Below are 22837 nucleotides of genomic sequence, written 5' to 3' on the forward strand. Positions count from 1 at the left end.
GTGCTTGCAAAGACCGTGGCTGTTTTTGACGTGACGGCGGAGACTTTCAGGTGCTCGTCCGAGCCGCTGAAGCCTCCCCTGCGCTCCATGCCTTCAAGAGCGACCGTGTCACATCGGCCGGATCCGCGGCCCGCATCAGGCCGCCCATGATGGCAAAACCCGCCGCCCCGGCCGCGCGGCAGGACCAGACCGCCTCGGGACCGAGACCGCCGAGTGCCACCACGGGCAGGTCGGCGCCGAGGCTGTCCGCGAGTCCCGTCAGGCCCAGCGCCGGTCCGTAGCCAGGCTTGCTCGCGGTCGCGTAGATTGGGCTGAGGGTCACGTAGTCGGCGCCGGCCTGCGCGGCGGTCACAGCCTCGCGCGGTGTGTGTGCCGAAACGCCGATCAACGCAGCCTCGCCCAATGCGGACCGCGCCGCCGCGATCGCCGCCAGTCCCGATCCGCCGCCGAGATGCACGCCGTCAGCGCCGAGCGCCCGGGCTAGGGCGACATCTCCCCCGATCGTCAAAACTCCGCCGGCCGCCCGCACGCATTCGGCCACCACTTCACCCAGGCGAAACCGCGCCTCCGGCTCCAGATCTCTCTCGCGGAACCAGATCCACCGCCCGCCCCCGTCGAGCACTGCCTGCACGGTCTCGACGAGCGGCCGCGGATGCCCGTGCCGGTCCGTCACCGCCAGCAGCGGCGACGGCAGCGCCTTCACGAGCCGACGAGGCCGAGCTGCGGGCTCGACGGCTCGGCCCGGCCGCGGCGGGGGATCCGCCCGGCCAGATTCGCGTCGCGCCCAGCCTCCACCGCCCGGCCCATCGCGCGGGCCATCCGCACCGGATCGTCGGCCTTGGCGATTGCGGTGTTGATCAGGCAGGCGGAGGCGCCGAGTTCCATGGCGATCACCGCATCGGACGCGGTGCCGATCCCGGCATCGACCACTACCGGCACCTTCGCCCGGCGGCAGATCAGCTCGAGATTGGCTGGGTTGGCGACGCCCATCCCGGAGCCGATCAGCGAGCCCATCGGCATCACGGCGGCGCAACCGAGATCCTCCAGGCGCTGGCAGATGATCGGGTCGTCGTTGCAGTAGGGCAGGACCACGAAGCCATCGTCCACGAGGTGGCGGCAGGCCTCGATCAACTCGGTGACGTCCGGGTAGAGCGTCTCCCGGTCGCCGATCACCTCGACCTTGATCCAGTTGGTGTCGAGCGCCTCGCGGGCGAGCTCGGCGGTCATGATCGCGTCGCGGGCCGTCTCGCAGCCCGCGGTGTTCGGCAGGAAACGCTTGCCCTTCAGGATTTTGACCGTGTCCGAGCCGTGTCCCTGGAGCGAGACCCGGCGGATCGAGGCGGTGACCACGTCGGCGCCGCTCGCCTCGACGGCGTCGCGCATGATCGCCTGGGTCGGGTAGCCGGCGGTGCCGATGAACAGCCGGGACGACAGCCTCACCCCGGCGATGGTCAGGCCGTCGTCCCCGCTTTCCGGGCGCAGCGGCGTAAGTATCTGGTCCATGCTCAACCTCCCTGCATGGCGCGGACGATCTCGACACGGTCGCCGTCCGCGACCGGGGTCTCGCCCCAGTCCCGGCGGCGCAGCACCCGGCCGTTCAGCGCGATGGCGACGCCCTGCGGGCTCTCGATCCCGCTCTCCTCCGCCTCCAGACGGAACAGGGCGTCCACGGTTTCGGCAGGGCATTCGCGCGGCTCGCCGTTGACGAAGAGCCTCATGCCGAAACCCTCCGGGGCTCGGGGCGGCCGAACCGCGCAAGGGTGAACGGCCGGGCGACCTCCGGCAGCACGCCGTCCGTCACCAGACCGGCAATGGCGTCGGCGGTGATCGGGGCAAGCAGGTAGCCGTTGCGGTGATGGCCCGTCGCGGCGACGAGCCCGGGGGCGATCACGTCGAGGATCGGCGCGTCGTCGTCCGAGGTGGGGCGGTAGCCGCTCCAGACGGCGTCGACCTCCATCTCCTCGATCCCCGGCAGCACCCGTCGTGCGCCCTCCAGTAGGGCGTAGAGGCCGCCCGCGGTGACGCCCGGCCGGAAACCGCAATCCTCCACGGTAGCGCCGACGATGAGCTGACCGTCGCTCTTCGGCGCCATGTGGACCTGCTCGGTCCAGATCATCCGGCCAAGCGTGCCGGTGCGCGGGGTGGTGCGCAGGGCCAGGGACTGGCCCTTGAGCGGCCGGACCGGCAGGGCGAGCCCCTCCGGCAGCAAGCTGCCCTCACCGCTCCAGGCACCGGAGGCCAGCACCACGGTCTCGGCCGCGACACCGCGATCCCCGGCCCGGACGCCAGCGACACGGCCGGCCGACCAGTCGAGGGCGCTGACGGGGGTCCGCTCCGCCAAAATTACGCCGGCCCGACGGCAGGCCTCGGTGAGGGCGTCCATGACCAAACGGGGATCGACTTGGTGATCCAACGGACAGTGGATCCCGGCGGTGACCGAGGGGCGTAGGCCGGGCTCTAGCCGCCGCACCTCGCTGCCCGGCAGCCAAGTCGCGTCGAGCCCCGACCGGCGCTGCAGATCGAAGCGGAAGCGCAGGCGCTCGACCTCGTCGCGGCCGACCGCCAGGACCAGGGTGCCATCGGGGCGGTAATCGATCGCGCGGCCGGACTCGGCTTCCAGCGCATCGCGGAACTCCGGCCAGAGCCGAAGGGATGCCAAGGCGAGCGGCAGCAGCGGGTCGGATCCGGGCTCGTGCTCCGCGGCGGGGGCCAGCATGCCGGTAGCCGCGAGGCTCGCGCCCGCGCCAATCGTGTCCTGCTCCAGCACGGTCACGGCGCGGCCCGCCCGGGCGAGCCGCCACGCGATCGACAGGCCGATCAGCCCGCCGCCGATGACGGCGACGTCGGTCCGCGCCGGCAGGGCCGTGGGCGCGACACCGCCGTCGGGACTGCGGCGGCGGCCGATCGGTGAGGCAGGGCGTTCGAGGGGCACGGGCATCTCCGCGGATTGCCGTCGCGGGAACCGGGCCGTGTGCTTCGGTGAGAAGCTGTGGCCTGCCTTTCGGGCGGCCGCGGTCCAATCCCTACGCCGGTATGAGCCGGATCAGGTTCGAAGGATTTCCGCGCCGCAGGTCCTGACGGACGTGCCAGCGGTTTCTCAGCCCCTTGCCGGGGATCTCCCTGGAACGGGGATAGATTTGGTCGCCCGCGCCGCATCGGTCAACCCCGCCGCCAATCGGCATCACCCGGCGGACGGACATTCCTCGGACGCAGTCACCGCCCGGATACCAAGCCGGACGAAATCCGGCTGCCGGGCACCGGCCCTTCACGGATCCGGGCGAGAATTCATCACTCTGTAGGGCCGGGGCGGGAAGCGTGCGCACATTCGTGGTCGTCTGCACGATTGGCTTCCTGTCGGTGACGGCTTTCCAGAGGTTGCGCGAGCGGATCCGCTCGGATCCGGCTGCGCCGGCCTCCACCGCGGCAACGACGCCGGTTCCCGACGGCGCGGTGGCCGGCGTTGCGCTTCAGGCCGGGCGCAACGGCCACTTCTTCGTGAATGCCCTGATGGACGGTCGCGCCCTAGCGATGATGGTCGATACCGGCGCGAGCTCCTGCGCCTTCTCGGAGGAGGATGCCGAGCGGATTGGGATCCGGGTCCGTGCGGGCGATTTCAGCCGTGTCTGGAACACCGCGAACGGGACGGTTCGGGTGGCGCCGATCCGGATCGCCGTCCTGCAGGTCGGTTCGATCATCGTGCGGGACGTGGACGCGGTGGTGATCCCGCGGGGGCGTCTCAGCACGAGCCTGCTCGGCATGTCGTTCCTGAAGCGCCTGCGCGACTTCACCGTCAGCGGCGGCACGATGACCCTGCGGGGCTGAGGCGTCACCGAGGCCCGTACCGACGCCGCGCCCGGATGCCTCTGGCAGACCGTCGGCCGAGGGAATCCGGCGCCCCGCCGCGTGGGCCATTATCGAAGCGAACGCCTGCAACCCGGACCGGCCACACGGAGGCCAGATCGCAGTGGCGCCTGCGTATGCCGCGCTGCGCCATTTGGCCCGGAAAGGAAGCTTGTTTGCCGTCGCGCTCGCAAACGCGCATCATTTAGATCGCCATATCTCAGTATAGCAAGTTTAAAAATTCATGATTGTTGTAACGATTGATGATCAAATCGATTGTATCTAGTAGATTGTTCCAATCTTAGGTTATTTGCAAACTGATAAGCTGTTTCTGATCCTTGCGAGGTCACTTTGTGGCTACCTAATTTGATGCTACGCATGTGGTCACTGTTCGAACGGTCATTCTTATAAGCTTGAAATTCGTTGCCATGAACACTTTGTGTCAGACCATCTGTTTGTCGATGATCGTCAAGAATGAAGCACGTGTCATACGACGGTGTCTCGATTCTGTTCGGCCGTTCATCGATTATTGGTTTATCGTGGATACCGGATCGACGGACGGGACGCAGGACGTCATCCGAGCGGCGATGGCCGATTGTCCGGGTCGACTCGTGGAGCGCCCGTGGGTCGACTTCGCCTTCAATCGGACCGAGGCGCTGAAACTCGCGCGTCCGCACGCCGACTACACACTGATCATCGATGCCGACGATGAGCTTATCGTTCCGGAAGGCTTCGTTTTGCCGAAGCTCTCGGAAGCGGGGCATATGTTTACAATCTTAGACGGGGCAACAAAATATTTTAGAATACAGATGATAAACAACGATTTTAACTGGAATTATCGCGGTGTGGTCCACGAATTTTTGGAATGTTCGGGAAATCCAGGCACGCCGATGCTGCCGTTATCGATGCGCCGCGGTGACGACGGTGCGCGTCACCAAGATGAAATGTCAGAATATCGCGATTTGACGACCATGGAGAAGGCGCTTGCCGTCGAGACCGACCCCTTCATGATCTCACGGTACACCTTCTATCTGGCGAGATCCTACCGTGACGTTGGCGATCTCGCTAAGTCTCTCCAGTGTTATCTAAAGCGAGCTGATCTCGGATATTGGATGGAAGAGGTATACCTCAGTCTGCTTAACGCCGCCCTTATCATGGAAACGCTGGGTAGGCCCGGGGAGGAGATTTCGGCGGTCTATGATCGTGCAATCTCCGTCTGTCCCGCGCGCGCCGAGGCGCGCCACGCCGCCAGCCGGTATTGCAGGATCACGGGCAACTTCGCTGCCGGGTACCGCTATGCCGAGGCCGGCGTGGTGCTGCCAATGCCCAGCGAAGGGCTATCCCTGAATCCGTGGGTGTATGCATACGGTTTGCGAGATGAATTGGCGTTTCACGCTTATCACACAGGGCAATTTCGAGTTTGTCTGTCCGTGTGCCTGAGCATACTTGAGCAATCGGAAGTTCCCGAGGAGGTTCGCTCGCGCGTTTGCACCTTGGCCCGACAGTCACTCGCCACCATGATCGACCCGGTCTGGGGGCTCCAGCACTCTGCTTACAGGTCGGAACTCACGCCTGTTTGGCAAGGATGAGCACGCCAAGCGGCGTCAACGCGGATCAATCGAATCCAAGTGCAGCACCGAAGGTTCCGCACCAGTCTGGGTCGATCCAGCCTGCGTATTTCACGCGCCAACCCCAGCCTCACACCGTTCCACGTCACGCAATTTTGGTGACGCAGGCGGCTTTTCACAGTGTCTGTGCGCGCCAATCTAGAGCGATCGGCTTCAAATCGATATGAACAGCTTTGGACAAACAATTTGCCTGTCGATGATTGTCAAGAACGAGGCTCATGTCATCCGTAGATGCTTAGCTTCTGTTCGGACTCTCATTGATCACTGGGTGATCGTAGACACCGGATCGACCGATGGGACGCAGGATGTCATCCGGGCAGCGTTGGCCGATCTGCCCGGTGCTCTCGTAGAGCGACCGTGGGTCGATTTCGCCTTCAACCGGACCGAGGCTTTGACGCTGGCGCGTCCGCACGCGGATTATGCACTGATCATCGACGCCGATGACGAACTGATTGATGCGCAACGGTTCGCCATGCCCAGGCTCACGGAGGCCGGGTACAAACTCGAAATCGTGGATGGAGCCACGCGATACTGGCGGACACAACTCGTCGACAACCGGAAGGATTGGCGTTACCGCGGCGTTCTGCACGAATTTCTGCAATGCCCGGGAAATCCCAGTCTGACGACCCTGCCGCTGGCGATGCGTCGCGGCACTGATGGGGCGCGGCATCGCGATGACGGGACCGAGTCGCGCGACATCGCTGTGCTGGAAGATGCCCTGGCCGTCGAGGACGATCCCTTCATGGTCGCCCGATACACATTCTATCTGGCGAACTCGTATCGGGACGGCGGAGAGCCCCGCAAGGCCGTGGAGTATTATCTGAAAAGAGCCGATCTAGGGTATTGGAACGAAGAGATTTACATCGGATTACTGTGCGCTGCCGACATCATGGAGGCTTTGAACGAGCCCGAAGATGATGTGCTGGCCCTGTACGATCGAATGATCCCGATCTGCCCGGCGCGGGCGGAAGCGCGGCTCGGCGCCAGCCGTTTTTGCAGACGGAGAAGGAAGTTCGCCGTCGGGTATCGATACGCTGAAGCGGGGCTTGCCCTGCCGCTACCGGCTGAGGGGATCTCCCTGCATCCGTGGGTATACAGCTACGGGCTGCGGGAGGAATTTTCTGCTCATGCCTTCCACACGGGTCAGCTTCGCGTCTGCTTGTCGGCCTGTCTCGACATCCTGGAACAGCCGGACGTTCATGAGGATGTTCTATCACGGACGAGCGCGCTCGCGCGTCAAGCCCTCGCCGGGATGATCGATCCGGCCTGGGGCTGTCAGCCGTCATCCTACCGGTCGGAGTTCCTCCCGTCCTGGCACTTATGAGAGCCTGGAACCCGGCGCCGCACGTGCGTGCAGATTGCGCCGCGTCCCAGAGCCGCTCTCTCCTCCCCCCGGTTCGGAGGGCGGTTCCGGCCGATGATCCGGTCGTCGCGTCGACCGTCAGTTCGGCTTGCGCGGGCGCAGGAACTTGGGGCGGAACACCGCCATGGGCTCCGCGAAGCCGTTCAGCTGGTGCTCGCCGAGGGGGATCGGATCGCCCCAGAGGAAATCCACGAACGGCTTCGACATCAGCAGCGGCTCGCCGAGGATGCGGTTCAGCTGCGCGAGGCGGCTCGCAAGGTTCACGTCGCGCCCGATCACCGTGAAGTCCAGCCGCGAGCCCGAGCCGACATTGCCGTAGGCCGCCTCGCCGTGATGGAGCGCGATGCCGGCGGCCACCGGGACCGGGAATTGGTGCAGGGCATTGGCCTCGTCGAGGGCCGCCAGGGCGTGCTGGGCGGCCGTAAGTGCACCCTTGGCGGCGCCACCGAGATCGTCGCCGGACTCACGGAAGATCGCCAGCAGGCCGTCGCCGAGGTACTTCAGCACCTCGCCGCCTTCCCGCTCGATCGGCGGCACGAGGCAGTCGAAGAACACGTTGAGCAGGCCGACCGCCTCCTCGGGGGTCATGTCGGCCGAGGTCCGGGTGTAGTCGCGCATGTCGGCGAACAGGATCGCCGAGCGGATCCGCGTGACCTGACCCCGGCGGATGTCCCCCGCCAGGATCGCGCGGTGCGGCTCGTCGCCGACGTAGAGCCGCAGGACGTGATCGAGCTGCTTGTTGAGGACCCTCATCTCCGCCACCGCGGCGAGGGCCGGCATCACGAAGCGCAGGATCGCGATATCGTCCTCACCGAAGCCTTCCGGCGCGCGGGTGGCGAAGGTGATGCCGTTCTTGGTGCCGTTGGTGAAGAACAGCGGCGCCACGACGTAGTGCGTGTAGCCGCCCGCCTTCAGGTCCGGGATGATCGCGTAGGCGTCGTCCGGCGTCTCGGAGAGGTCGAGAATCAGCCACTCCCCGGTTTCGTGGACCGTGTGAAATGGGCTGTTGAGATAGGCGTCCGTCGAGCGGGCGCCGTGCGGGAACAGCCGCACGGAGGTACCGCCGTCCCGGGTCCAGATCCGGCCGACGCCGGCATATTCCGAGTGCAGGGTGTCGATCGCCGTGGAGGCGCGGTCCACCGGCACGCCGATGGCGATCAGCCGCTCGGCAAGGCCGGCGAGCATCTCCTCGGCGTTGGGCATCCGAGCCCCCTCGCCGAGCAGCCAGTCGCGGATGCCCACGGAGGGCTGGAGCGCGCCGAAGGGCACGTCGTCGGCCTCCGAGCCATCCGCGAAGGCCGTCGGCGATCCGGGCGTTGGCGGGCGGCGTTCGAGCATGGCGCCAGATTGGATGCCGCGGAGCGCCGTGGCAACGCGGTAAGCGGGAGAACACCGCGGCCGGAGCCGCGGCGGGGCTCAGTTGTCCAGGAAGCTCCTGAGCTTCCGGCTGCGCGACGGGTGCTTCAGCTTGCGCAGTGCTTTCGCCTCGATCTGACGGATGCGCTCGCGGGTCACTGAGAATTGCTGGCCGACCTCCTCGAGGGTGTGGTCGGTGTTCATGCCGATGCCGAAGCGCATCCGCAGCACGCGCTCCTCGCGCGGGGTCAGCGAGGCGAGCACCCGCGTGGTGGTCTCGCGCAGATTGGACTGGATCGCCGCGTCGATCGGGAGGACGACGTTCTTGTCCTCGATGAAGTCACCGAGGTGGCTGTCCTCCTCGTCGCCGATCGGCGTCTCGAGAGAGATCGGCTCCTTGGCGATCTTCAGGACCTTGCGGACCTTCTCCAGCGGCATGGCCAGCTTCTCGGCCAGCTCCTCCGGGGTCGGTTCGCGGCCGATCTCGTGCAGCATCTGGCGCGAGGTCCGGACGATCTTGTTGATCGTCTCGATCATGTGCACCGGGATGCGGATTGTGCGCGCCTGGTCGGCGATCGAGCGGGTGATCGCCTGCCGGATCCACCACGTGGCGTAGGTCGAGAACTTGTAGCCGCGCCGGTACTCGAACTTGTCGACCGCCTTCATCAGGCCGATGTTGCCCTCCTGGATCAGGTCCAGGAACTGCAGGCCGCGGTTCGTGTACTTCTTGGCGATCGAGATCACGAGGCGCAGGTTCGCCTCGATCATCTCCTTCTTGGCCTGCCGGGCCTCGCGCTCGCCCTTCTGGACCATGTTGACGATGCGGCGGTACTCGCCGATCTCTAGACCCGTCTCGGAGGCGAGATCGAGGATCTGCGCGCGCAGCTCGGCGACCTGCTTCGAGCCGCGCTCGACCAGGTTCTTCCAACCCTTGCCGCCCAGCGTGCCGACGCGCTCCATCCAGTTCGGATCGAGCTCGTAGCCCTGGTAGTGGCGCAGGAACTCGTCGCGGGCCACGCCGTGGCTCTCGGCGTAACGCATCAGCCGGCCCTCGTGGCCGATCAGCTGCTTGTTGATCGAGTAGAGCTGGCCGACCAGCGCCTCGATGCGGTTGTTGTTGAGCGACAGCGACTTCACGTCGGCGACGACGGTGTCCTTCAGCTCGATCTGCTTCTGGTCCTGCGCCGGGGTGTTCTTCTCGCCCGCGGCCTTCCGCTCCGTACCCTCGGTCTGCGACTTGCGCAGCTTGCGGTAATTGGCGGCGATCGCGTCGAAGGTCTCCAGGACCCGCGGCTTGATCTCGGCTTCCATCGCGGCGAGCGAGACGTTGTTCTCGAGGTCGTCCTCGTCGTCGCCACCCTCCGGGGGCGCCGGCGGCTCGCCGTCCTCGGATTCCTCGCCCTCGGCGATCTGCGGCGCGTTCTTGCCGTCCGGACCCGCGTAGGTCGCCTCGAGGTCAATGATGTCGCGCAGGAGGACCTTGCCCTCCACGAGCTCGTCCCGCCAGATGATGATCGCCTGGAAGGTCAGCGGGCTCTCGCAGAGGCCCGCGATCATCGCCTCGCGGCCGGCCTCGATGCGCTTGGCGATGGCGATCTCGCCCTCGCGCGACAGGAGCTCCACCGAGCCCATCTCGCGCAGGTACATGCGCACCGGGTCGTCGGTGCGGTCGGTCGGCTCCTTGGTGGTCGTGGTCACCGCGACGGCGCGCGCGGGCGCGACCTCGGCGACTTCGCCGCCTTCGGCCTCCTCTTCTTCGCCCTCGGCAGCCTTCTCGCCGGCCGCCTCATCGGTCTCCTCGGCTTCGACGACGTTGATGCCCATCTCGGAGAGCTGCGACAGCACGTCCTCGAGCTGGTCCGGATCGGACTGGCCCTCGGGCAGAACCTCGTTGACCTCTTCGTAGGTCACGTAGCCGCGCTTCTTGGCGAGCTTGACCATCCGCTTGACCGAAGCATCCGTCAGGTCGAGGAGCGGCCCGTCGGTCTGCTGCTCGGGGGCAGCGTCCGTCTCGTCCCGTTCCGTTGCCTTCGTCGCCATGATCAGCCTATTGTTTCGCGTGCGGCGCGCCGCGGAGGTCCAGGGAGGCCGCTCCACGTCGGCAGCGCCGCTATATGAGAACGGCGCCGGATCGCTCCAGTCGCCTTGAGTCGTCGGTTTCCGTATGCAAGCCCGAGGCTTGACCGATTGTTAACTATGGCGGGATTTCGCCCGCCGCCACCGCCATTGCACAGCGATCACGCGGCCGTCGAGTCGCTCGACACCGGGACGTCGGCCTCAGCCTCGGCGGCGATGACGGTTTCCAGCCTCGCCTTCACTTCGCAGAGCCATGCCCATCCGGCATCGGTCGGATCGTTCTCAAACGCCTGCCGTGCTTCGCGAAGTTCGCTATGTAGCGCTCCTGCCTGCCGGTGCAAGATCATCGCCTGTCGGAGCGCGTCTGCGCGGAGTGCGGGGTCGGCATGCGGAGCCAGCGTCGTGCGGTCCCGAGAGCGTGCGAGCGCGAGGATTCTATCGGCCGCAGCTGCGAGTCCGGCGCGGTTGATGCGGTTCTGCAACACTTCAGGCGCCGTCCGCTCGTCCTCGGCCGCGCAGGCCAGCAGGACCGACAGCAGCCCCCGGGCGTCCGGATCCTCGAAGTCGAGTTCGGCGATCTCCTCGCCGAATTCGGTGATCATCTCGGGATGCGCCAGCAGGGTGCCGACAATCACCGCCTCGCGCACCGGGGCGGCGCCGGTGAAGCCCGCAGACGCGGTCACCGACGGGCTTGGGCTGCCGGTGATACGCGGCGATACCGGCTCGCCGGGCCGGACGAAACGCGGTCGGCCGCGGGGGCTCGGCCCGGCGGCGCGGGCGCTGCGGGGCGACAGGCCGCGCAGGCGCTCCTCGATGTCGTCGCGATAGTAGCGGCGCACGGTCTCGTCGCGGATCGTCGCCACGGTGGTGCGCAGCGTCTGCGTCAGTCCGGCTCGCCGCTCTGGCGTATCGACCGGCCCGGCCTCGACGGCGCGCCGCCACAGCAGCTCGGAGAGCGGCAGGGCCGCCGCCAGCACCTGATCGATCGCCGCGGGGCCGCCTGAGCGCAGCAGGTCGTCGGGATCCTGACCGCCCGGCAGGAGCGCGATCCGGAGGGAGCGGCCCGGTTCGAGGAGCGGCAGCGCGAGGTCGAGGGCGCGAAACGCCGCCCGCTGTCCGGCCTTGTCGCCGTCGAAGCAGAGGATCGGCTCATCGGCATGGCGCCAGAGCAGGCCGAGCTGCTCTTCCGTGAGCGCCGTACCGAGAGGCGCGACCGTCTCGGGATGGCCGGCGAGCGTCATGGCGATCACGTCGACATAGCCCTCGACCGCGATGATCGAGCTCCGCTCGTGCGCGGCCTTGCGGGCGCCGTGGAGGTTGTAAAGCGTGCGGCCCTTGTGGAAGAGCGGTGTCTCGGGCGAGTTCAGGTACTTGGCGCGCACATCCTTCGAGAGGGCCCGCCCTCCGAAAGCCACGACCCGGCCGCGCGTGTCGGTGATCGGAAACATGACCCGGTCGCGAAAATAATCGTACGGGACCGAGACGCCCTCCCCGGTCGCCAGCAGCCCCATCTCGAGCATGAGGCCCTTCTCGACGCCTTGCCCGGCCAGATGATCGCGCAGGGCGTAGCGGTCGTTCGGCGCGTAGCCGAGCCGGAACTTCTCCTGGATCTCGCGCCCGAGGGCCCGGCGTTCCAGATAGGCGCGCGCCTCGCTGCCCTGCCCGGATTGGAGCCGGTCCTCGAACCAGCGGGCGGCCATCTCCATGACCTCGATGGCGCCGGCGCGCTTGGTCTCGGCGGCGCGGCTATCCTCGGTCGGCGCGGGCAGGCTGACGCCCGCCTCCCCGGCCAGCCGCTCCACGGCCTCCGGGAAGCTCAGGCCTTCCGTCTCCATCAGGAAGGTGAAGATGTCGCCGTGCTTGGAGGAGGAGAAGCAGTGGTAGAACTGCTTCTGGTCGTTCACGTAGAAGGACGGCGTCTTCTCGGCGTTGAACGGCGACAGGCCGCGCCATTCCCGGCCGGCCTTCTTGAGCTGCACGCGCCGCCCCACCACCGACGAGGCCGGCAGCCGGGCACGAATCTCTTCCAGGATATGGGGCGGGTAGCGCACGGGGCCTGGGAGGGTTTGCGGGACCGCCGAGTATAGCGTGCCGGGCGTGTCGGAGTCCCGGCAGCGTCCGCCAGCTTCAAATGGTCGGGGATTACGGGGACAGCCTCAGCCCTTCGCGGCCAGAGCCGCCTTCACCAGCCCGCTCGCCTTGCCGAAATCCATCCGGCCCGCGAAATGGCCCTTCAGGGCGGCGATCACCTTGCCCATGTCCTTCGGGCCGGCGGCGCCGGTCTCGGCGATCGCCGCCTCGATGGCGGCCTGCGTCTCGGCCTCGTCCATCTGCTTCGGCAGGAAGCTCTCGATGATCGCGATCTCGGCGCGCTCGTTGGCGGCGAGTTCCGGGCGGCCGCCCTGCTCGTAGACGGCGGCTGATTCGGTGCGTTGCTTGATCATCTTCTGGAGCAGCGACAGGATCTCCTCATCGGAGGCCGGCTCCTTGCCGAGGCCCCGCGCCTCGATATCCTTGTCCTTGAGGGCAGCATGGATCATCCGCACGGTGGCGAGCCTACCCTTGTCGCCGGCCTTCATGGCCTCCTTCATCTCGGTGGTGAAGCGGGCGCGCAGCATCTGGGTGAACCTTCCAACGGTCGAAACGAAGGGCTGGCCTGCGATTTGCGGGTGTTGAGCCCTGCGGGAAGCGAGGCCACATTGACCCCATCGCGGGCCGCTCGCTAAGAGCGCCGCACACGATCATGCCGCAAGCCGAGAGCGCCGCAACCCGGCGCCCGCCTTCGGCGGACATAAGCGAGACTCACCCGATGCTGCAAGACGCCGCCGCGCATGCCCCCGAGGCTCGGGCTCCCGAGCCCTGGGCCGAACCCGTCGCGACGGCTCTGCTGGTGCTCGCCGACGGTACCATCCTGGAGGGCTTTGGCATCGGGCAGACCGGAATCGCCGACGGCGAGGTCTGCTTCAACACGGCCATGACCGGCTATCAGGAGATCCTGACCGACCCGTCCTATGCCGGGCAGATCGTCACCTTCACCTTCCCGCATATCGGCAATGTCGGCACCAACGACGAGGATCTGGAAAGCCTGGAGGCGGCGCCCGCCTCGGGCGTCCGCGGGACGGTGATCGCCTCGGCGGTGACGAAGCCGTCGAGCTGGCGCTCGTCCTCGCATCTCGACGGCTGGCTCAAGGCCCGCGGCATCGTCGGCATCACCGGCGTCGACACAAGGGCGCTCACCGCCCGCATCCGCGACATGGGCATGCCTAACGCGGTGATCGCCAACGATCCCCAGGGCCAATTCGACCGCGAGGCCCTGAAAGCCCGCGCCGCGGCGCTCGCGCCGATGGAAGGCCTCGACCTCGTGCCGCCGGTGACCAGCCGCGCGCCGTCGGAATGGTCCGAGACCGTCTGGGCGCTCGGCAACGGCTACGGGAAGCGTGCGCCCGGCGAGGGTCTGAAGGTCGTCGCCATCGATTACGGGGTGAAGCGCAACATCCTGCGGCTGCTTGCTCAGGCCGGCTGCGACGTCACCGTGGTACCGGCGACCACGACGGCCGACGAGATCCTGGCGATGAAGCCGGACGGGGTGTTCCTGTCGAACGGCCCCGGCGACCCGGCGGCCACCGGCGCCTACGCGGTTCCGGTGATCCGCAAGCTGCTGGATGAGAAGGTGCCGACCTTCGGCATCTGCCTCGGCCACCAGCTCATGGGCCTCGCCCTCGGCGGCCGGACCGTGAAGATGGGCCAGGGCCATCACGGCGCGAATCACCCGGTGAAGGACAAGACCACCGGCAAGGTCGAGATCGTCTCGATGAACCACGGCTTCGCGGTGGATCCGAACAGCCTGCCCGACTCGGCCGTGGAGACGCACGTCTCCTTGTTCGACGGCTCGAATTGCGGCCTCACGCTGACAGACCGCCCGGCCTTCTCGGTGCAGCACCATCCGGAAGCCTCTCCCGGCCCGCGTGACAGCCACTACCTGTTCGAGCGGTTCGTGACCCTGATGCGCTCCGGCGAGCCGGAGACGACGAAGGGCGCCTGAGGCCGGACCCCAATCGAGCCGCGCCGAGGCCATAAAATCCGCCAGATCGGACGGCTTAAGAATCCCTACGACGGCCTGTGAATGGCGGCGCATCCGCGCCCGCCGGCGGCGGCCCGTCGCAGGGGAATGCCGGATGACCATCGACGAGGCGCGCGACGACTTCTCTCGCCTGCACCGCAGCTTCACCCTCCATCTCGGCGTCGCCGTGGGCCTGTCCTGGCTGACCGCGCTCTATGCCGCCTTCTATGCCCCCTGGGTGCGCAACATCCGGGCCCTGATCGATCCGACGGGCGGCTTCGACCGCGTCGAGAGCACGGTGTCCTACCTGTTCGCCATGCCGGCCGTCCTCGCCCTCGCCTGGGTCTCCCTCTATTTCGGCCGCGAGGCGCTGCGCCGCGCGCAGACGCTCTCGAATGTCGCCGTCGAGTTCGCGGCCGCAGCCGTGGTCGCGTTCGGGGTGTTCTACCTGTCGATTGACCGGGCCCTGGCGGCGCTCCACGCCGGGTTCTAAGTTAGATTTCAACAGGTGCCATGCGCCGGGCGCGTAGCCCGGCTGCGCGGTTGCACCGGCCTTCCAAAGCGCCCGTGGCCCGTGTAAACGCGGGGCTCAACGACATTCCCGCCACGCGCGTCCGGGAGCAGGGCCACAGTCGAGCCGTGCCCGATCGGGCGCGCTTGGCCTGAGAAGGCCCACGATGCCCAAACGCACCGACATCTCCTCGATCCTGATCATTGGTGCGGGTCCGATCATCATCGGACAGGCCTGCGAGTTCGATTATTCCGGTACCCAGGCCTGCAAAGCGCTCCGCGAGGAGGGCTACCGCATCGTCCTGGTGAACTCGAATCCCGCGACGATCATGACCGACCCGGACATGGCGGACGCGACCTATGTCGAGCCGATCACCCCGGAGATCGTCGCCAAGATCATCGAGAAGGAGCGCCCCGACGCGATCCTGCCGACCATGGGCGGCCAGACGGCGCTGAACTGCGCCCTGTCGCTGCAGAAGATGGGCGTGCTCGCCAAGTACGGCGTGCAGATGATCGGCGCGACGGCCGAGGCCATCGACAAGGCCGAGGACCGGAGCCTGTTCCGCGACGCCATGACCAAGATCGGGCTGGACACCCCGAAATCGGCGCTCGCCAACGCCTCCGCGGCCAAGAAGGCCGACCGCCAGGCCTACCTGGCCGAGATCGCCAGGATCGAGGCGGCCAATACCGATCCGGCGGCCCGCCAGGCGGCGCTGACGGCTTACGAGAAGAGCTGGGCCGCGGGCGAGACGGAGCGGCGCAAGCGCTACGGCGAGCACGCGATCGGCCAGGCCCTGATGGCGCTCGCCGAGGTTGGGCTACCGGCGATCATCCGCCCCTCCTTCACCATGGGCGGCACCGGCGGCGGCATCGCCTACAACCGCGAGGAGTTCCTCGACATCGTCGAGCGCGGCATCGACGCGTCGCCGACCAACGAGGTGCTCATCGAGGAGAGCGTGCTCGGCTGGAAAGAGTACGAGATGGAGGTCGTCCGCGACAGGAACGACAACTGCATCATCGTCTGCTCCATCGAGAACATCGACCCGATGGGCGTGCACACGGGCGATTCGATCACCGTCGCCCCGGCGCTGACGCTGACCGACAAGGAATACCAGGTGATGCGCGACGCATCGCTGGCGGTGCTCCGCGAGATCGGCGTCGAGACCGGCGGCTCGAACGTGCAGTTCGCGATCAACCCCGAGAACGGGCGCATGATCGTGATCGAGATGAACCCGCGCGTCTCGCGCTCCTCGGCGCTCGCCTCGAAGGCCACCGGCTTCCCGATCGCCAAGGTCGCGGCCAAGCTCGCGGTCGGCTACACGCTCGACGAGATCGCCAACGACATCACCGGCGGCGCGACGCCGGCCTCGTTCGAGCCGACGATCGACTACGTCGTCACCAAGATCCCGCGCTTCGCCTTCGAGAAGTTCCCGGGCGCCGAGCCGACGCTAACCACCGCCATGAAGTCGGTGGGCGAGGCCATGGCAATCGGCCGCTGCTTCGCCGAATCGCTGCAGAAGGCGCTCCGCTCCCTTGAGACCGGCCTGACCGGTCTCGACGATATCGAAATCGAGGGGCTGGGCAAGGGCGACGACCACAACGCCATCAAGGCCGCCATCGGCACCCCGACCCCGGACCGGCTGCTCAAGGTCGCGCAGGCGCTGCGGCTCGGCGTCAGCCACGAGCAGGTCTACGCCTCCTGCAAGATCGACCCGTGGTTCCTGGAGCAGCTCCAGGCGATCATCGACCTGGAGAACCGCGTGAAGGCCCACGGCCTGCCGAAGACGGCCGGCGCCTTCCGCCAGCTCAAGGCCGCCGGCTTCTCGGATGCCCGCCTCGCGGTGCTGGCCAAGACCGACGAGGCCGCCGTCAGCGCGGCCCGGCGCGCCCTGGCGGTGCGCCCGGTCTACAAGCGGATCGACACCTGCGCGGCGGAGTTCAAGTCGCCGACCGCCTACATGTACTCGACCTACGTGGCGCCCTTCGCGGGCACGGTGGTGGACGAGGCGGAGCCCTCGGACCGCGAGAAGGTCGTGATCCTCGGCGGCGGCCCGAACCGGATCGGCCAGGGCATCGAGTTCGACTATTGCTGCTGCCACGCCTGCTTCGCGCTATCGGACGCCGGCTACGAGACCATCATGGTCAACTGCAACCCGGAGACGGTCTCGACCGACTACGACACCTCGGACCGGCTCTACTTCGAGCCGCTCACCGCCGAGGACGTGCTGGAGATCATCGAGACCGAGCGGCAGGCCGGCACCCTGCACGGGGTGATCGTACAGTTCGGCGGCCAGACCCCGCTGAAGCTCGCCCGAGCGCTGGAGGCCGCCGGCGTGCCGATCCTCGGCACCTCGCCCGACGCCATCGATCTCGCCGAGGACCGCGACCAGTTCAAGCGGCTCCTCGACAAGCTCGCGATGAAGCAGCCGAAGAACGGCATCGCCTACTCGGTGGAGCAGAGCCGGCTGGTCGCGGCCGATCTCGGCCTGCCCTTCGTGGTGCGCCCGAGCTACGTGCTGGGCGGCCGCGCCATGGCGATCATCCGCGACGAGACGCAGTTCGCCGACTACCTCCTCGACACGCTGCCGAGCCTGATCCCCTCCGAGGTGAAGGCCCGCTACCCGAACGACAAGACCGGCCAGATCAACACGGTGCTGGGCAAGAACCCGCTCCTGTTCGACCGCTACCTGTCGGACGCGGTCGAGGTCGACGTCGACGCGGTCTGCGACGGCAAGGACGTGTTCATCGCCGGCATCATGGAGCACATCGAGGAGGCCGGCATCCATTCCGGCGACTCGGCCTGCTCCCTGCCGCCGCGCTCGCTCTCACCCGAGACCATGGATGAGCTGGAGCGGCAGACGAAGGCCATGGCGCTGGCGCTGAACGTCGTTGGCCTGATGAACGTGCAGTACGCCATCAAGGACGGCGTCATCTACGTGCTGGAGGTGAACCCCCGCGCCTCGCGCACGGTGCCGTTCGTCGCCAAGGTCATCGGCGAGCCGATCGCCAAGATCGCGGCGCGGATCATGGCCGGCGAGCCGCTGTCGACTTTCGGGCTCAAGCCGAAGGTGCTGCCGCACATCGCCGTGAAGGAGGCCGTCTTCCCCTTCGCGCGCTTCCCCGGCGTCGACGTGCTGCTCGGGCCGGAGATGCGCTCCACCGGCGAGGTGATCGGGCTCGACGCCAGCTTCGGCGTGGCCTTCGCCAAGAGCCAGCTCGGCTCCGGCACGCAGGTGCCGAAGGCGGGCGCCGTGTTCGTCTCGGTGCGGGATGCCGACAAGGCCCGCATCCTGCCGACCATGAAGCTCCTGTCCGATCTCGGCTTCACCATCCTGGCGACCGGCGGCACGCAGCGCTACCTGGTGGAGAACGGCGTTCCGGCGGAGCGGATCAACAAGGTTCTCGAGGGGCGGCCGCACGTGGTCGACGCCATCAAGAACGGTGGCATCCACCTCGTCCTGAACACCACGGAGGGCGCCGGAGCCCTGTCGGACTCACGTTCGCTCCGGCGCGCGGCCCTCTTGCATAAGGTGCCGTATTACACCACTCTAGCCGGCGCGATGGCCGCGGCCGAGGGGATCAAGGCCTATCTAGAAGGCGATCTCAAGGTTCGTGCGTTGCAGGAATACTTCGCGGCCTGAGCCTCAGGGCTCCGCTGACTTCATTTCGTGGCCCGGAGGGAGTGCTACACTCTCGGCCGGGCCTCTTCATTGTGGCGCGAGACGATGGCGATAGACAAGGTTCCGATCACGGTGCGCGGGCTCGCAGCCCTCGAAGAGGAGCTGAAGCACCGCCAACAGGTGGAGCGCCAGCGCATCATCCAGGCGATCGCGGAAGCCCGCGCGCTGGGCGACCTGTCGGAGAATGCCGAGTATCACGCCGCCAAGGAGGCGCAGTCGCATAACGAGGGCCGCGTCCTCGAGCTCGAGAGCATGATCGCGCGGGCCGAAGTGATCGACGTTACCAAGCTTTCCGGTGACAAGATCAAGTTCGGCGCCACCGTGAAGCTCGTCGACGAGGACACGGAGGAGGAGAAGACCTACCAGATCGTGGGCGAGCCGGAGGCCGACGTGCGCTCCGGCCGCGTCTCGATCACCTCGCCGATCGCCCGGGCGCTGATCGGCAAGGGCGTCGGCGATACGGTCGAGGTCACGACGCCGGGCGGCGGCAAGTCCTACGAGGTCGTCGCCGTCCAGTACGGCGCCTGAACCATGCCGCCGCGTTCCTGGGGCCGGCTCGCCGGCCTGCTCCTCGGTGCCGTCGCGGGATCCGCGGCGGCGAGCGATTTCCCCCCGACACCGCTCTTCTCCGACATCCGCGTCGATGTCCGGCCGTTGCTCGATAAGGGCGCGGGCCTGCAGGCCGAGGCGATGGCGGCCGACCTGACCGACGCCCTGCGGAAGAACTTCGCCGGCCGGATCGGTGGCCGCGGGCCGCGCCTCGTCGTGGTGGTGAGCAGCCTGTCGCTGCGGCCCTATGCCGGAAGCGGTGGCCGTCCGGGCTTCGGCGGTAACTTCCAGACCGACTACATGGAGGGCGAGGCCCTGCTGGTCGGGCCCAAGGGCCAGGTGCTCGGACGGCATCCGCAGATGACCGCGACGCCGTCGAGCTATGGCGGGGCGTGGTATGGGCCGCAATTCGAGGGGCGTCGCCTCGCCGCCATCGCCGACATCTACGCCCAGTGGCTCGCCCGGGATCTCCCGCGGGAGTAAGCCTGAGGGTTGATCTCGAAATACGGTGCTCCGGCGGTCGGGCTCGGCACCGGGGCAGAAGCGGGTTTCCCGAGCAAAGCGCATGGCAAGCATCGATGTGACGGAGGCGACATCCGCCCTGCGCAACCGCCCGGACGCGCGATTTCAACCTTTGCCCGAACTGGCCCGCGCCCGCGCCTGGATCGTCACCGACGGAAAGGCCGGCGATGAGAACCAGTGCGTCGGCATCGCCGAGACGCTGGGCCTCGATTTCGAGATCCGACAGGTGCCGGCCTCCGGGCCGTTCGGCTGGATGGCGCCCTGGGGACCGATCGATCCGCGCGAGGGGCCGCGCCGCCGGGGCGGCGCCCTGTCGGGACACTATCCAGATCTCCTGATCGCTTCCGGGCGCCGGTCGGTGCCCTATCTGCGGGCGGTGCGCCGCGCAACGGCCGGCCGAACGTTCACAGCCTTCCTGAAGGATCCCCGGACCGGCGCGGACAGTGCCGACTTCATCTGGGTGCCGGATTACGACGACCTGCGCGGTCCCAACGTCTTCACCACCCTGACGGCCCCGCACTTGGTCACCGCGGCGCGCCTGGCTGCAGCCCGCGCCCGGCCGGATCCCCGGCTCGCGCGCCTCGACGGCCCGCGCGTGGCGGTGCTGGTCGGCGGCGACAGCCGCCACCTGAGCTACCGCAAAACCGATATGGCCCGCCTCGTCGAGGATCTGCGCGGCTTGGCCCAGCAGGGCTGCCGGCTGATGGTGACGATCTCCCGCCGGACGCCGAACCCGCTCCGGGACGCCGTCAAAACCCTTGCCGCCGAGACCGGCGGTTTTCTCTGGGACGGCACCGGCGAGAACCCCTACGTCGCCATGCTGGCGCTCGCCGAGGCGATCGTCGTGACCTCCGATTCGGCCAACATGGTCAGCGAGGCCGTGTCCACCGGTGCGCCGGTCCTGCTGTTCGACCTGCCGCGCACCTATATCCGGCATCGGCGGATGTTCGCCGGGCTGGCGATCGCCGGGGCTCTGCGCCCGTTCACCGGTCAGTTGGCGGATCTGACGTACAAGCCCATCGATGCCACGCCGGTGATCGCGCAGGCGCTCGCCGACGCCTATGCTGCGCGCCGCGCGGCCGGACCGGCCTGAGGAGATCGAGACAGATGGCCCACACCCACGCCAAGCTCGTGATCATCGGCTCGGGACCCGCCGGCTACACGGCGGCGATCTACGCCGCCCGCGCCATGGTCGAGCCGCTGCTGATCTCCGGCTTCCAGCCGGGCGGCCAGCTGATGATCACCACGGATGTCGAGAACTACCCGGGCTTCGCCGAGGCGATCCAGGGCCCGTGGCTCATGGAGCAGATGCGACTCCAGGCCGAGCATGTCGGCACTCGGATCGTCTCCGAGTACATTACGAAGGTCGATCTCAAGCAGCGGCCGTTCCGGCTGGAGGCCGATTCCGGCGAGACCTATTCCTGCGATGCCCTGATCATCGCCACCGGAGCCCAGGCCAAGTGGCTCGGTATCCCCTCCGAGGCGGCCTTCCAGGGCGGCGGCGTCTCGGCCTGCGCGACCTGCGACGGCTTCTTCTTCCGCGGCAAGGAGGTCGTGGTGGTCGGCGGCGGCAACACCGCGGTCGAGGAGGCGCTCTACCTCGCCAACATCGCCAGCAAGGTGACGGTTGTTCACCGCCGCGACAGCTTCCGGGCCGAGCGGATCCTGCAGGAGCGCCTGTTCAAGCATCCCAACGTCGAGGTGCTCTGGCACCGGGAGATCGCCGAGATCTGCGGCGTGCAGAAGCCCGCGCCGAACGTGACCCATGTCCGGCTCAAGGATCCGCGCTCGGGCGAGATCAGCGAGGTGAAGGCCGACGGCGTGTTCGTGGCCATCGGCCATCAGCCGGCGACCGCGATCTTCGAGGGGCAGCTGTCGATGCGCCACGGCGGCTACTTGAGCGTGAAGCCCGGTACCTCCGAGACCGAGATCCCGGGCGTCTTCGCGGCGGGCGACGTGACGGACGACGTCTACCGGCAGGCGATCACCGCCGCCGGCATGGGCTGCATGGCCGCCCTCGAGGCCGAGAAGTTCTTGGTCAATCTCGAGATCGGCGAGAGCCCGGTCCAGGCCGCCGCGGCCGAATGAGGCGCCGACGCCAGCACACAACCGGTGCTGGCGGGCCGTGCTTTCAACAACTTCCCGATCCGGGTGCTTGCGCCGGATCATGCACCATGCGCATAGGAGTGCTGACTGCGCCGGGATGCAGCAATTGCATACCCGCGCGGTGCCGGGAGTGCCTGTCCGCCATCGGTACCGCGCAGTTCGCCCGGTGATCCGCTTCGTACGCCGCCTGCCCGGCTCCTTCGGGCATGGGCGACGAGCTCGCGCTGGTAGGGGTTCTTGCCTTGGATTGGGATAAGATCCGGATCTTCCTCAACGTCGCGGAGGCGGGCAGCTTCACCAAGGCGGGCGACGATATCGGGCTCAGCCAGTCGGCCGTCAGCCGGCAAATCAGTGCCCTGGAGCGCGAACTGAAGGCGCCGCTGTTCCACCGCCATGCGCGGGGTCTGCTCCTCACCGAGCAGGGCGATCTTCTGTTCCGCGCCGCGCGCGACATGAAGCTCCGCCTGGAGAACACGCGGGCGCGGCTCGTCGAGACCTCCGAGCGTCCGACCGGCGACCTGAAGGTCACCACGACCGTGGGGCTCGGGACGTCGTGGCTGTCGCAGCGTGTGGGCGAGTTCCTCGACCTCTACCCGGACGTGCGGATCGAGCTGATCCTCACCAACGAGGAGCTCGATCTCGCCATGCGTGAGGCGGATGTAGCCATCCGCATGCGGCGTCCGGCCCAGCCGGATCTGATCCAGCGGCGGCTGTTCACCGTCCACTACCACGCCTTCGCGAGCCAGGATTACGTCAAGCGCTTCGGCGAGCCGAAGACGATCGAGGATCTCGACGACCATCGCCTCGTGTCGTTCGGCGGCAACGAGCCGTCATACCTCCTCGCCGCGCACTGGCTGGCCGATGCCGGCCGCGACGGGCGGGAGCGGCGCCACGTGCACCTCACCGTGAACAACATCGGTGCCCTGCAGCGCGCCATGGAGGCCGGCGCTGGGATCGGCATCCTGCCGGATTACGCGGTCGACGGCGACCAGCAGCTGGTGCAGGTGCTGCGCGACACCGAGATGCCGAGCCTCGAGAGCTATCTCGTCTATGCTGAGGAGATGCGCTCGGTGGCACGGGTCCAGGCGTTCCGCGACTTCCTGGTCTCGAAGGCGCAGCGCTGGACCTACTGAGCGCTGCGCGCGGT

At 67.6% G+C, this 22837-nt stretch carries 19 protein-coding genes and 1 riboswitch; of the genes, 11 read left to right on the plus strand and 8 right to left on the minus strand.

The window, feature by feature from the left end; genetic code table 11:
• Window positions 1-46: 46 nt before the first annotated feature.
• The 4 genes from AC3WSN_RS12630 to thiO are packed head-to-tail and all read right to left on the minus strand — an operon-like array spanning window position 47 to window position 2938.
• Entirely contained in the window at window positions 47-703 is a 657-nt protein-coding gene (locus AC3WSN_RS12630; RefSeq protein WP_492538361.1) for a thiamine phosphate synthase, read from the minus strand.
• Window positions 700-1503, minus strand: coding sequence for a thiazole synthase (locus AC3WSN_RS12635; protein ID WP_492538363.1), 804 nt, complete (start codon window positions 1501-1503; stop codon window positions 700-702). Before AC3WSN_RS12635 ends, AC3WSN_RS12630 begins: the two co-directional genes overlap by 4 nt.
• A 2-nt stretch (window positions 1504-1505) precedes the next feature.
• Window positions 1506-1718, minus strand: a complete 213-nt coding sequence (gene thiS, locus AC3WSN_RS12640) for a sulfur carrier protein ThiS (protein ID WP_492538365.1) — start codon at window positions 1716-1718, stop codon at window positions 1506-1508.
• Window positions 1715-2938, minus strand: a complete 1224-nt coding sequence (gene thiO / locus AC3WSN_RS12645) for a glycine oxidase ThiO (RefSeq protein WP_492538367.1) — start codon at window positions 2936-2938, stop codon at window positions 1715-1717. The genes thiS and thiO overlap by 4 nt, the downstream gene beginning before the upstream one ends.
• A gap of 64 nt (window positions 2939-3002) precedes the next feature.
• Window positions 3003-3131: riboswitch (TPP riboswitch) on the minus strand.
• A gap of 184 nt (window positions 3132-3315) precedes the next feature.
• Between thiO and AC3WSN_RS12650 the strand changes: the two genes are divergently transcribed.
• The 3 genes from AC3WSN_RS12650 (at window position 3316) to AC3WSN_RS12660 (ending at window position 6792) form a co-directional block, all read left to right on the plus strand.
• Window positions 3316-3822 (plus strand): TIGR02281 family clan AA aspartic protease, encoded by a 507-nt coding sequence (locus AC3WSN_RS12650; RefSeq protein WP_492538369.1) that lies wholly within the window; start codon window positions 3316-3318, stop codon window positions 3820-3822.
• A gap of 479 nt (window positions 3823-4301) precedes the next feature.
• On the plus strand, window positions 4302-5429 hold the full coding sequence (locus AC3WSN_RS12655) for a glycosyltransferase (protein WP_492543100.1): 1128 nt from the start codon (window positions 4302-4304) through the stop codon (window positions 5427-5429).
• Between the two features lie 235 nt (window positions 5430-5664).
• Entirely contained in the window at window positions 5665-6792 is a 1128-nt protein-coding gene (locus AC3WSN_RS12660) for a glycosyltransferase (RefSeq protein ID WP_492543102.1), read from the plus strand.
• 117 nt (window positions 6793-6909) lie between these two features.
• Here the strand turns inward: AC3WSN_RS12660 and AC3WSN_RS12665 are convergent, their stop codons facing one another.
• The 4 genes from AC3WSN_RS12665 to AC3WSN_RS12680 all read right to left on the minus strand — a co-directional run bounded on the left by AC3WSN_RS12665 (window position 6910) and on the right by AC3WSN_RS12680 (window position 12881).
• The gene (locus AC3WSN_RS12665) at window positions 6910-8169 is read right to left on the minus strand and encodes an adenylate/guanylate cyclase domain-containing protein (protein ID WP_192709022.1); all 1260 of its coding nucleotides are present in this window, start codon (window positions 8167-8169) and stop codon (window positions 6910-6912) included.
• Between the two features lie 78 nt (window positions 8170-8247).
• The gene (rpoD, locus tag AC3WSN_RS12670; RefSeq protein WP_192709023.1) at window positions 8248-10227 is read right to left on the minus strand and encodes an RNA polymerase sigma factor RpoD; all 1980 of its coding nucleotides are present in this window, start codon (window positions 10225-10227) and stop codon (window positions 8248-8250) included.
• Window positions 10228-10424: 197 nt separating this feature from the next.
• Entirely contained in the window at window positions 10425-12314 is a 1890-nt protein-coding gene (gene dnaG / locus AC3WSN_RS12675; RefSeq protein WP_192709024.1) for a DNA primase, read from the minus strand.
• Between the two features lie 105 nt (window positions 12315-12419).
• Window positions 12420-12881: a GatB/YqeY domain-containing protein gene (locus AC3WSN_RS12680; RefSeq protein WP_492538372.1), complete on the minus strand. Its 462-nt coding sequence runs from the start codon at window positions 12879-12881 to the stop codon at window positions 12420-12422.
• A 191-nt stretch (window positions 12882-13072) separates the two neighbouring features.
• Here AC3WSN_RS12680 and carA point away from each other — a divergent pair, with 191 nt between their 5' ends.
• The 8 genes from carA (at window position 13073) to AC3WSN_RS12720 (ending at window position 22823) form a co-directional block, all read left to right on the plus strand.
• Entirely contained in the window at window positions 13073-14305 is a 1233-nt protein-coding gene (gene carA, locus AC3WSN_RS12685) for a glutamine-hydrolyzing carbamoyl-phosphate synthase small subunit (RefSeq protein ID WP_192709026.1), read from the plus strand.
• Window positions 14306-14438: 133 nt separating this feature from the next.
• On the plus strand, window positions 14439-14816 hold the full coding sequence (locus tag AC3WSN_RS12690) for a hypothetical protein (protein ID WP_492538374.1): 378 nt from the start codon (window positions 14439-14441) through the stop codon (window positions 14814-14816).
• A 184-nt stretch (window positions 14817-15000) separates the two neighbouring features.
• Window positions 15001-18474 (plus strand): carbamoyl-phosphate synthase large subunit, encoded by a 3474-nt coding sequence (carB, locus tag AC3WSN_RS12695; RefSeq protein ID WP_492538376.1) that lies wholly within the window; start codon window positions 15001-15003, stop codon window positions 18472-18474.
• Between the two features lie 90 nt (window positions 18475-18564).
• Window positions 18565-19041 (plus strand): transcription elongation factor GreA, encoded by a 477-nt coding sequence (gene greA / locus AC3WSN_RS12700; RefSeq protein ID WP_192709080.1) that lies wholly within the window; start codon window positions 18565-18567, stop codon window positions 19039-19041.
• A gap of 3 nt (window positions 19042-19044) precedes the next feature.
• Window positions 19045-19545 (plus strand): hypothetical protein, encoded by a 501-nt coding sequence (locus AC3WSN_RS12705; RefSeq protein WP_492538378.1) that lies wholly within the window; start codon window positions 19045-19047, stop codon window positions 19543-19545.
• An 82-nt stretch (window positions 19546-19627) separates the two neighbouring features.
• Window positions 19628-20677 (plus strand): mitochondrial fission ELM1 family protein, encoded by a 1050-nt coding sequence (locus AC3WSN_RS12710; RefSeq protein WP_492538379.1) that lies wholly within the window; start codon window positions 19628-19630, stop codon window positions 20675-20677.
• Window positions 20678-20691: 14 nt separating this feature from the next.
• Window positions 20692-21672 carry a thioredoxin-disulfide reductase gene (gene trxB / locus AC3WSN_RS12715; RefSeq protein WP_492538381.1) on the plus strand — a complete coding sequence of 327 codons (981 nt, stop codon included), beginning with the start codon at window positions 20692-20694 and terminating at the stop codon, window positions 21670-21672.
• 260 nt (window positions 21673-21932) lie between these two features.
• Complete coding sequence (locus AC3WSN_RS12720) at window positions 21933-22823, plus strand: LysR family transcriptional regulator (RefSeq protein WP_192709032.1); 891 nt, start codon at window positions 21933-21935, stop codon at window positions 22821-22823.
• The last annotated feature ends 14 nt before the right edge of the window (window positions 22824-22837 follow it).

The organism is Methylobacterium sp. FW102-HT35C08, assembly GCF_058790235.1.